General features: G+C 72.1%; 10 protein-coding genes and 1 pseudogene. 6 read left to right on the top strand and 5 right to left on the bottom strand.

Annotated elements, in window-relative coordinates; all coding sequences use genetic code 11:
• Together GKQ77_RS20330 and GKQ77_RS20335 are read left to right on the top strand one after the other, a co-directional pair.
• The coding region (locus GKQ77_RS20330) for a VOC family protein (protein ID WP_258021631.1) at positions 1–1,090 on the top strand (1,090 nt) is incomplete at its 5' end.
• Between the two features lie 33 nt (positions 1,091–1,123).
• On the top strand, positions 1,124–2,011 hold the full coding sequence (locus GKQ77_RS20335) for a SigB/SigF/SigG family RNA polymerase sigma factor (protein ID WP_219690353.1): 888 nt from the start codon (positions 1,124–1,126) through the stop codon (positions 2,009–2,011).
• 286 nt (positions 2,012–2,297) lie between these two features.
• Here the strand turns inward: GKQ77_RS20335 and GKQ77_RS20340 are convergent, their stop codons facing one another.
• A complete protein-coding gene (locus GKQ77_RS20340) occupies positions 2,298–2,852 on the bottom strand; it encodes a GNAT family N-acetyltransferase (RefSeq protein ID WP_308117728.1) in 555 nt (184 codons plus the stop codon).
• A gap of 50 nt (positions 2,853–2,902) precedes the next feature.
• Positions 2,903–3,685 carry an inositol monophosphatase family protein gene (locus GKQ77_RS20345; RefSeq protein ID WP_219690354.1) on the bottom strand — a complete coding sequence of 261 codons (783 nt, stop codon included), beginning with the start codon at positions 3,683–3,685 and terminating at the stop codon, positions 2,903–2,905.
• Between the two features lie 129 nt (positions 3,686–3,814).
• On the opposite strand from GKQ77_RS20345, the gene GKQ77_RS20350 reads away from it, so the two are divergent.
• The 3 genes from GKQ77_RS20350 to GKQ77_RS20360 all read left to right on the top strand — a co-directional run bounded on the left by GKQ77_RS20350 (position 3,815) and on the right by GKQ77_RS20360 (position 7,435).
• The gene (locus tag GKQ77_RS20350) at positions 3,815–4,288 is read left to right on the top strand and encodes a carboxymuconolactone decarboxylase family protein (RefSeq protein ID WP_219690355.1); all 474 of its coding nucleotides are present in this window, start codon (positions 3,815–3,817) and stop codon (positions 4,286–4,288) included.
• A gap of 149 nt (positions 4,289–4,437) precedes the next feature.
• Positions 4,438–4,902 (top strand): pyridoxamine 5'-phosphate oxidase family protein, encoded by a 465-nt coding sequence (locus tag GKQ77_RS20355; protein WP_219690356.1) that lies wholly within the window; start codon positions 4,438–4,440, stop codon positions 4,900–4,902.
• Positions 4,903–5,041: 139 nt separating this feature from the next.
• The gene (locus GKQ77_RS20360; RefSeq protein ID WP_219690357.1) at positions 5,042–7,435 is read left to right on the top strand and encodes an ATP-binding cassette domain-containing protein; all 2,394 of its coding nucleotides are present in this window, start codon (positions 5,042–5,044) and stop codon (positions 7,433–7,435) included.
• Here GKQ77_RS20360 and GKQ77_RS20365 read toward each other — a convergent pair.
• Together GKQ77_RS20365 and GKQ77_RS20370 are read right to left on the bottom strand one after the other, a co-directional pair.
• Positions 7,401–7,871: an SRPBCC family protein gene (locus tag GKQ77_RS20365; protein WP_219690358.1), complete on the bottom strand. Its 471-nt coding sequence runs from the start codon at positions 7,869–7,871 to the stop codon at positions 7,401–7,403. The two genes, GKQ77_RS20360 and GKQ77_RS20365, sit on opposite strands and share 35 nt — an antisense overlap.
• On the bottom strand, positions 7,859–8,668 hold the full coding sequence (locus GKQ77_RS20370; RefSeq protein ID WP_308117729.1) for a sigma-70 family RNA polymerase sigma factor: 810 nt from the start codon (positions 8,666–8,668) through the stop codon (positions 7,859–7,861). The genes GKQ77_RS20365 and GKQ77_RS20370 overlap by 13 nt, the downstream gene beginning before the upstream one ends.
• A gap of 104 nt (positions 8,669–8,772) precedes the next feature.
• Here GKQ77_RS20370 and GKQ77_RS20375 point away from each other — a divergent pair, with 104 nt between their 5' ends.
• Positions 8,773–9,306, top strand: coding sequence for a GNAT family N-acetyltransferase (locus tag GKQ77_RS20375; RefSeq protein WP_219690359.1), 534 nt, complete (start codon positions 8,773–8,775; stop codon positions 9,304–9,306).
• Between the two features lie 59 nt (positions 9,307–9,365).
• Here GKQ77_RS20375 and GKQ77_RS20380 read toward each other — a convergent pair.
• Positions 9,366–9,565, bottom strand: a pseudogene (locus tag GKQ77_RS20380) (dihydrofolate reductase family protein); the annotation flags it as partial.

Below are 9,565 nucleotides of genomic sequence, written 5' to 3' on the forward strand. Positions count from 1 at the left end.
GTCCACGTGGGCGGGCGGGAGCCGGCCCCGCCAGTCGGCGCCCGCCGGGGAGCCCGCTCGGGTGTCGCCCCGGGACCCTGTCCGGGAGTCGGCCCGCGAGCCCGGTCGGGAGCCCGCCCGGGAGCGAGGGAGGCTGAGCCTCGTCTCGCCCGGCGGGAAGCGGCCCGCCACCAGCGTCCGGTCGGACGAGCGGCAGCCGGCGCCCAGCCCCGCCTCGGGGCCTTCGGACGGGCGGCGCCCCTCCCTCCCCGAGCCGGACGGGCGGCGCTCTGCCCTCTCCGAGCCGGACGCGCGGCGCCCCTCCGTGCCCGCCGGGAGCCCGCCGCCCGGGGCGACCCGGGAGACGCGCGGTGTGCCCTGCTGGCTGAGTCTGGCCGCGCGGGACGTCCGGGCCGCCGAGGAGTTCTACGGCCGGGTCCTCGGCTGGTGCCACGTGCCGCTGCTCGGCCCGCCCGGCAAGGCCCGCTCCCTGATGCTGCAGGCCGGGGCGCCCGTGGGCACGATCAGCCGGACCACCTGCGAATCGGGCGTCCACGCGGGCTGGATGCCGTACTTCGCCGTCGACGACGTGGACGCCGCCGTCGGGCGGCTGCGCGACCGCGGCGCCACCGTGGCGGTCGGGCCGCTCGCCACCCACGGCGGACGGGCCGCCGTGGCCGCGGGCCCGGAGGGCGCGGTGTTCGGGCTGCGCCACCACGCCCCCGACAGCCGGTGGACGGTCGGGGAGGGCCCGGTCGGCCGCCTTGAGCTGCACACGCGGGACATCTTCGCCGCGGCCCTCTTCTACGGCGGCGTACTCGGCTGGGCGGGCGAGACCGGCGAGAACTGCGCCGTGGAGTACGTCGACGACCAGATCGTGGTGCGGGACGGGACGCGCACGGTCGCCGCGCTCATGGAGGGGGCGGCGCCGGGCACCGAGGACCGCTACCGCTGGCATACGTCTTTCCGGGTGGCCGACGTGGACGCCGCGGCGGCCGCCGCCGTGCGCTGGGGCGGACGGGTCATCGCGCCTCCGTGCGGGGCCGGTGCCCGACGGGAGGCAGTGCTCGGGGACCGCGAGGGAGTCCCCTTCACGGTCCTCGCCCGCTGAACCGCGCACGTCACGACTTGGGGAAAACAGAGGATGTTCGTACGCACCATCGACGCGGAACTGGCCGCTGATCCGACCGAGGGGACACAGGGCGAGGCCGCCCCCCTGCCGTGGATCGAGGAGGCCCACCAAGTGGCGCCGAAGGACGCCAGGGAGCTGTCCAAGCTCTTCTTCGACCGGCTCAGGACGCTGGAGGACGGCTCGCCCGACCACACGTACACCCGCACGACCCTCATCGAGATGAACCTCTCCCTGGTGCACTACGTGGCGGGCAGGTTCCGCAACCGCGGCAACGGCCAGCTGGAGGACATCGTCCAGGTCGGCACCGTGGGCCTGATCAAGGCGATCGACCGGTTCGACGTGAGCCGCGGCTTCGAGTTCGTGTCGTTCGCGGTGCCCTGCATCCTCGGCGAGATCAAGCGCCACTTCCGGGACACCAGCTGGGCCGTGCACGTCCCCCGCAGACTTCAGGAGCTGCGCACCCAACTGACCAGGTCCCAGGAGCGGTTGTCCTGCGTGCTCGGCCGCGAGCCCACCGTCAAGGAGCTGGCGGCCGACCTGGAGGTGACCGAGGAACAGGCGCTGGAGGCGGTCATCGCCGCCAACGGCTATATGGCCGGCTCCCTGGACGCCCCGCACGGTTCGGCCGACGAGAGCGAGACGTACCGGAGCGGGCGTTCGCTCGCCGACGTCATGGGCGCGCCGGACCCCGCCATCGAGGTCTTCGAGCACATCCACGCCCTGGCGCCGCTGCTCGCGGAACTCGACGAGCGGGAGCGGCGCATCATCGAGATGCGGTTCGGCCAGGAGATGACCCAGGCCGAGATCGGCGCCGCTCTCGGCATCTCCCAGATGCACGTCTCCCGGCTGCTCTCGCGCACCTTGGCCGAGCTGCGAGCGGGCCTGCTCACCCGCGAGTGACGGGGGCAGCGGCTCGGGTCGCGGAACTCAACTCCGGCAACGACGCTGGTAGTAGGCGTAGGTCAGGGCGAGCACCAACGGACCCCACAGGGCGATCAGGCCGCTGACCGAGGAAGCCAGTATCTGCCACCACACGTTGGTGTAGGGCCCGTCCGAGAACCGGACATACCGGCAGCCCGATGAGGGGGATGAGCCGGACGACGCGCTCCGCCCGGCGCGCGGGGATCGGGCCGACGCATGATCAGCTTCCCGCCGTGGGGCGGAGGCGCTGCCGTGGAGGTCAGCCTCAGGCCGGAGTTGTGGGGGTGGGCTGAGTCTCGGCCCGGTAGGGGCGCAGGCCGCGCTTCTGGTAGTTGCCGAGCGCGTGGGGGTGGTCGTCGGTGCACGTGTGGAGCCACACCCGGCGCACGTCGGGCGCCCCGACCGGCTCGGTCGCCCAGGCTTGCCGCAGGGCGAGGGTCAGCGCGTAACCGCCGAGCCCCCTGCCCACGTACCGGGGCAGCAGCCCGAAGGCGGTGATCTCCACGTCGCCGCCGGACTGCGGTTCGAGGTAGGCGACACCGGCGGGTTCGTCCTCGAAGGTGATCAGCCAGTACTGGCGCAGCGGCAGGGCCGCCTGGTGCTCGTCCCACTCCTCCTCGGTCCGGGAGGTCGCGCGCCAGCCGTGGGGCTCACCGACCTGCGCCTGGACGCTCCGGACCAGGGGTGAGTCCCGCTCCAGACGGCGCAGGCCGAGGCCGGGGACGACCGGTGCCGGGGAGAGGTCACCCGGGTCCTTCATCTCCAGGTAGGTGACGATTTTCTGGGTGGGCGCCGAGGCCCGCGCGGATCCGTCGTTCACGGTGTCACCTCGTTGGTGTGGTGGGGGACGGTTGGGGGGGTGTTGTTCGGTCACATCGACATCAACAGCTCATGCGTCTCGGCGTCCGCGGCGGCCACAAGTCCCCGCGCTCCGGGGCCGATCGGAGCGCCGTCGATGCCGGTGACCACGCAGCCGACGGCCCGGCACAGGGCGATCCCGGCGGCGAAGTGGACGCTCTCCGACAGGTCTTCGCCGTCGGTGACGTACGCGGCGCGCTTGCCGGCCGCGACCCAGGCGAGCGCCAGCGTCGAGGAGGCGACCCGGGGGCGGAAACGCTCGACGAACAGGGGATGGGCGAGCAGGCCCACCGCCCGGAAGCCGGGGGCGCTCGGGAACGGCGGGTCCAGATTGACGTCCACCAACCGCGTGGCGGACGTGGGCGTCAGCCGAGTGTCCCCGCCTTCCGCCCGCGCCCAGGCGGACTCACCATCCGTATAGAAGACCTCGCCGCTGAAGGGGTCGGCGACCGCCGCCGCGCCGTCCCGCAGCGCTACGTTGACGGCCACCAGCATGGTGCCGACGGCGTAGTTCAGCGTGCCGCACAGGGGATCCACCCACCACTGCCGCGCGGCACCGGATACACCCTGCTGCCCGCCCTCCTCGCCGAGCACACCGTCGTCGGGCCGGGTGGCGCGAAGGACATCGAGGATCGCCTTCTCGGCCGCCACATCGGCGGCGGTGGCGAAATCTCCGGCGCCCTTGTCGATACGGGTCAGCCGCGTGCCATAGAGGTCCCGCACCACGTCCGCACCGGCGCGGGCGGCGGCTATGGCCACATCGGAGTCGTTGAGGGCGCTGGTTGGTGTGGTCACGGTGTGCAGGGTAACGGCGTACGAAGTGGGCCGCCGCAGAATTGGCCGGCCCGCAGCGGGATGTCACATCCGCCGCCGGTCGTTCCGTCGAAGGGGTGTAGCCACTACAACGGCAGAGGAGCACCCGCCATGGACGCACGCCTGAACTTCTTCACCAGCCCGATCGCGGGCAAGGCCCTCAAGCACTTCACCTCGGCGGGCAAGGCGCTCGCCGACTCGACGCTGCCGGCCGCTACGCAGGAGCTCGTGAAGATCCGCGCCAGTCAGATCAACGGCTGCGGATTCTGCCTCGACATGCACACCAAGGAGGCGGCCGCCGCGGGGGAGACCTCGTTGCGGCTTCACATGATCGCCGCCTGGCGTGAGGCCAAGGTCTTCACCGACGCCGAGCGGGCCGCCCTGGAGCTGACGGAACAGGGCACCCGCATCGCCGACGCGGCCGGTGGCGTCAGCGACGAGGTCTGGGCGGCCGCCGCCAAGCATTACGACGAGGAGCAGCTCACCGCCTTGGTCTCGCTCATCGCGCTCATCAACGCCTTCAACCGGCTGAACGTCATGGTCCAGCAGCCCGCCGGTGACTATCAGGTCGGCCAGTTCGGATAGGTCGGCAGGCGAAAAAGGGGGGTATGCCGCAGGGGCCGGGTGCTTTCGCTCGGGCCCTGCGGCGTTTTCACACGGAGATCAGTAATTCAGTAATACGGAGATCAGTAATGGAGAAGCGTGGGGGGCGGGCCACGGCTAGCGTGACCGCCATGGAGAACCACGAAGCAGCCGGCCCGCGCCCCCGCGCCCGGCGCCGGCGCGACACCGAGCGCCGGCTCGCCCACGACGTCGACGTATGGGTGGCCAGCGCCTCGGCCGACGGCGTGCCCCATCTCGTGCCGCTCTCCTTCGACTGGGACGGCGAGGCCCTGCTCCTGGCCACGCCCGCGGACAGCCCCACCGGGAAGAATCTCGCCGCCACCCGCACCGCCCGGCTGGCGCTGGGCCCAACCCGCGACGTGACGATGATCGAGGGCGAGGCGGAAGTCCTGGCGATGGACGCCCTGCCGCGGCAGCTCGGCGACCGGTTCGCCGCCCGCACCGGATTCGACCCGCGCGAGCCGGGCCCGCGGTACCGCTGGTTCCGCGTCACCCCGCGCCGCGTCCAGGCCTGGCGCGAGGTGAACGAGATGTCCGGCCGCGAACTGATGTGCGACGGCCGCTGGCTGGTCTGACGCAACGGCCGCCCCGCACCGGCCGCCGCACCGGCCGCCCCGCCCCGGCCGCCCCGCACCGGCCGGAGCACCCCAGGAGCACCCCAGGCGACGACGACGGATGCCGCGCAGGCGGCGCCGCCCTACGTATGGAGACACCATGAGCAAGGCCAAGAGAACGGACCCGCGGTCGCCCGCGTCGCACGCCGCCGACAGCCACGACCTGATCCGCGTGCACGGCGCGCGGGAGAACAACCTCAAGGACATCAGCATCGAGATCCCCAAACGCCGTCTGACGGTGTTCACCGGGGTCTCCGGATCGGGCAAGAGCTCGCTGGTGTTCAACACCATCGCCGCCGAGTCGCAGCGGCTGATCAACGAGACGTACAGCGCGTTCGTGCAGGGCTTCATGCCGACCATGGCCCGCCCCGACGTCGACGTACTCGGCGGACTGACGACCGTCATCAGCGTCGACCAGAGCCGGATGGGCGCCGACCCGCGCTCCACGGTCGGCACCGCCACCGACGCCCACGCGATGCTGCGCATCCTGTTCAGCAGGCTCGCCAAGCCGCATATCGGCCCGCCGAGCGCGTACTCCTTCAACACCGCGTCGGTCCGGGCGAGCGGCGGCATCACCGTCGAACGGGGCGAGGCGAAGACCAAGACCGTCAAGGCGACCTTCCACCGCACCGGCGGCATGTGCACGCGCTGCGAGGGACGGGGCTCGGTCTCCGACATCGACCTCACCCAGCTCTACGACGACTCCAAGTCGCTCGCCGAGGGCGCGTTCACCATCCCCGGCTGGAAGTCGGACAGCCAGTGGACCGTGCAGGTCTACGCCCAGTCCGGCTTCGTCGACCCGGACAAGCCGATCCGGCGGTACACCAAGAAGGAGCTGCGGGACTTCCTCTACGGAGAGCCGGTCAAGGTCAAGGTCAACGGCATCAACCTCACCTACGAGGGCCTGATCCCCAAGATCCAGAAGTCGTTCCTCTCCAAGGACAAGGAGGCGCTGCAACCGCACATCCGGGCCTTCGTGGAGCGCGCGGTCACCTTCACCACCTGCCCCGAGTGCGACGGCACCCGCCTCAGCGAGGGCGCCAGATCGTCGAAGATCAAGCGGAAGAGCATCGCGGACCTCTGCGCGATGGAGATCAGGGATCTCGCCGAGTGGGTGCGGGACCTCGAAGAGCCGTCGGTGGCCCCGCTGCTGGGCTCGCTGCGGCAGACCCTCGACTCGTTCGTGGAGATCGGCCTCGGCTATCTCGCCCTCGACCGGCCGGCCGGCACGCTGTCGGGCGGTGAGGCGCAGCGCGTCAAGATGATCCGCCACCTCGGCTCCTCGCTCACCGACGTCACCTACGTCTTCGACGAGCCCACCGCGGGCCTGCACCCCCACGACATCCAGCGCATGAACGACCTGCTGCTGCGCCTGCGGGACAAGGGCAACACGGTGCTCGTCGTGGAGCACAAGCCGGAGATGATCGCGATCGCCGACCACGTCGTGGACCTCGGCCCCGGTGCGGGCAGGGCGGGCGGCACCGTCTGTTTCGAGGGGACCCTGGAGGGGCTGCGCACCTCCGGCACGATCACCGGCCGTCACCTCGACGACCGGGCCGCGGTCAAGGAGACCGTACGCGAGCCCGCGGGCGCGCTGGAGATCCGCGGCGCGACGGCGAACAACCTGCGCAAGGTCGACGTCGACATCCCGCTCGGGGTGCTCACCGTGATCACCGGTGTCGCCGGGTCCGGCAAGAGTTCGCTCGTGCACGGGTCGGTGCCCGCCGACGCGGGGGTCGTCTCGGTCGACCAGAGCCCGATCAAGGGCTCGCGGCGCAGCAACCCGGCGACGTACACCGGACTGCTCGACCCCATCCGCAAGGCGTTCGCGAAGGCCAACGGCGTCAAGCCGGCGCTGTTCAGCGCCAACTCGGAGGGCGCCTGCCCCACCTGCAACGGCGCGGGCGTCATCTACACCGACCTCGGGATGATGGCCGGTGTCTCCACGACCTGCGAGGACTGCGAGGGCAGGCGGTTCGACGCGTCGGTGCTCGAGTACCGCCTCGGCGGCCGCGACATCAGCGAGGTACTCGCCATGTCGGTGGCCGAGGCCGAGCAGTTCTTCGCCGACGGTGAGGCGCGCACCCCGGCCGCCCACAAGATCCTGGACCGGCTCGCCGACGTCGGGCTCGGCTATCTCACCCTCGGCCAGCCGCTGACCACGCTCTCCGGCGGCGAGCGGCAGCGTCTGAAGCTGGCGACGCACATGGGCGACAAGGGCGGCGTCTACATCCTCGACGAGCCGACCACCGGCCTCCACCTCGCCGACGTGGAGCAGCTGCTCGGCCTCCTCGACCGGCTCGTCGACTCCGGCAAGTCGGTCATCGTCGTCGAGCACCACCAGGCGGTCATGGCGCACGCCGACTGGATCATCGACCTCGGCCCCGGAGCGGGCCACGACGGCGGCAGGATCGTCTTCGAGGGCACCCCCAAGGACCTGGTCGCCGCCCGCTCCACCCTCACCGGGGAGCACCTCGCGGCGTACGTCGGGTAGTCAGCGCGGCGTCGGCGGCCGCGAGGATGTTCCCGAACGTACGGGTGATGACCGGCCGCGCGACCAGGCGGGTGAGGAGCGGGCCGAGCAGCGGGACCCGGACCTCGGCGCGGGTGGTCCAGCACACCCGCGTGCCGCCGTCGACCTCGCTGAACGTCATCCGGCCGACCTCGTGCCTGGCGGGCGGCACGCTCCGGTCGACGACGTACTCGGTGGCGTACGGCGGCTCGTAACGGGTGATGCGTTCCCGGAACCAGCCGGTCAGCCAGAGGTGGCCGCGCACCGCTCCGACCCCGTAGGGCGCGCCCTCGCCGGGCCGGGTCAGGCGGCAGCGCAGCACCAGAGGCGAGCGGGTGTAGTGGGTGGTCGTGGTGAGCCAGGCGAAGACGTCCTCGACCGGGGCGTCGATGGTGCGTTCGGCCGTCATGGTTTCCACGGCGGGATTCCTCCTCTGTCGAGTGTGCGCACGGTGTCGGCGCGGTGCAGCTTGTCGGGGTTGCGGAGGCCGTACAGGTCGGTGATACGCCCCTCGTGGATCTCGAACGCGAGCAGCCAGTCCAGCCGGCCGTCCGCGAGGAACCGGGCGGCGGGCATGCCGTTGCAGAGGACGTGCTCGACGGGGGCGGCCGCGGCGCCGGTGCGGGCCACGCCGAGGACGAACCTGGCGACCTCGTCGCGGCCGACGATCGGGCGGCGGGCGGCGGACGCCTTTCCGCCGCCGTCGGAGATCTGCACGACATCGGGCGCGAGCAGATCCATCAGCGCCTGGACCTCACCGGTCGCCGCCGCGCGCAGGAACCGCTGCACGATCTCCCGCGTGGCGGCGGAGTCCGGCTCGAAGCGGCGGCGCCGGGCGTGGACGTGCCGCCGGGCCCGGTGGGCGATCTGCCGGACGGCCGCCTCGCTCCTGCCGATCGTGGCGGCGATCTCCGGGTGGGTGTAGCCGAACACGTCGTGCAGGACGAAGACCGCGCGCTCGGCCGGGCCCAGCGTCTCCAGGACGAGCATCACGGCCATCGACACCGACTCGGCGAGGACCGCGTCCTCGCTCACGTCGGGCGCGGTGCGGATCGGCTCGGGAAGCCACGCGCCGACGTAGTCCTCACGCCGTGCCTTGAGCGCGCGCAGCTGGTTGAGGGCCTGCCGGGTCACCACGCGGACCAGGTAGGCGCGCGGATGTCCGACCGTGGCGTGGTCGACCGCGCGCCACCGCAGGTAGCAGACACGCGGCACGCCCGAGCCGTGACAGGGCACGAGTGTGATCCGCTTCACAAGGTGGCGCGGCGCGGCGTGGCCCCGATTACCGGTGAAGCTCGCCCCTTGGGCAGGATGGGGCCATGACAGAGATCCGCACGCCCCGCCTCCTCCTCCGCCGCTGGCACGACGGCGACCTCGCGCCGATGGCGGAGATCAACGCGGACCCGCGGGTCATGCAGTGGATCGACGACGGCCGCGCACGCGACCTGGAGCAGACGGCGGAGGACATCGAGCGGTGGGAGGAGGAGTGGGACGACGAGGGCTTCGGCCTCTTCGCCGTCGAGCTTCTCGCCTCGGGCGAGCTGGCCGGCTTCACGGGCCTCTTCGTGCCCGACTTCCTGCCGGAGCTATCGTCCGACATCGCCATCGGCTGGCGGTTCGCCTCGCAGTTCTGGGGTCAGGGGTACGCGTCCGAAGCGGCCCAGGCCACCCTGGAGTTCGCGCTCCAGGACCGCGGGATCGACCGCGTCGTCTGTATCCACCGGGCGCAGGACCAGGCCTCCGAGAACGTCGCCCGCAAGCTCGACATGGTGCTGGAGCGCGAGACGACGCACCCGGTGTCCGGCCACGCGCTGCGCGTCCACGCCATCGATCTCACCCAGTTCGAGGCCTGACGCGAGGGCGCTCGCGGGCGCGCGCGGGGGCGGGGCGAGCGGGAACGATTCCGCTCGGGCTACAGCAGATGGGCGTTGGGTGACTTCGCCGCGTCGGCGTACTCGGGCAGTTCGAGGACGGTGACGCCCGCCGCCTCCAGGGACTCGGGGGCCTGCGTGCCGGGCTCTCGGCAGGCGGTGACCACGCGGCGGACCCCGGAGTCGCCGATCAGCCGCGCGCGGGGGCGGGGACGGGGGCGCGAGGCGGGCTCCGCGAAGG

The organism is Streptomyces anatolicus (assembly GCF_019400875.1).
Classification (GTDB): domain Bacteria; phylum Actinomycetota; class Actinomycetes; order Streptomycetales; family Streptomycetaceae; genus Streptomyces; species Streptomyces anatolicus.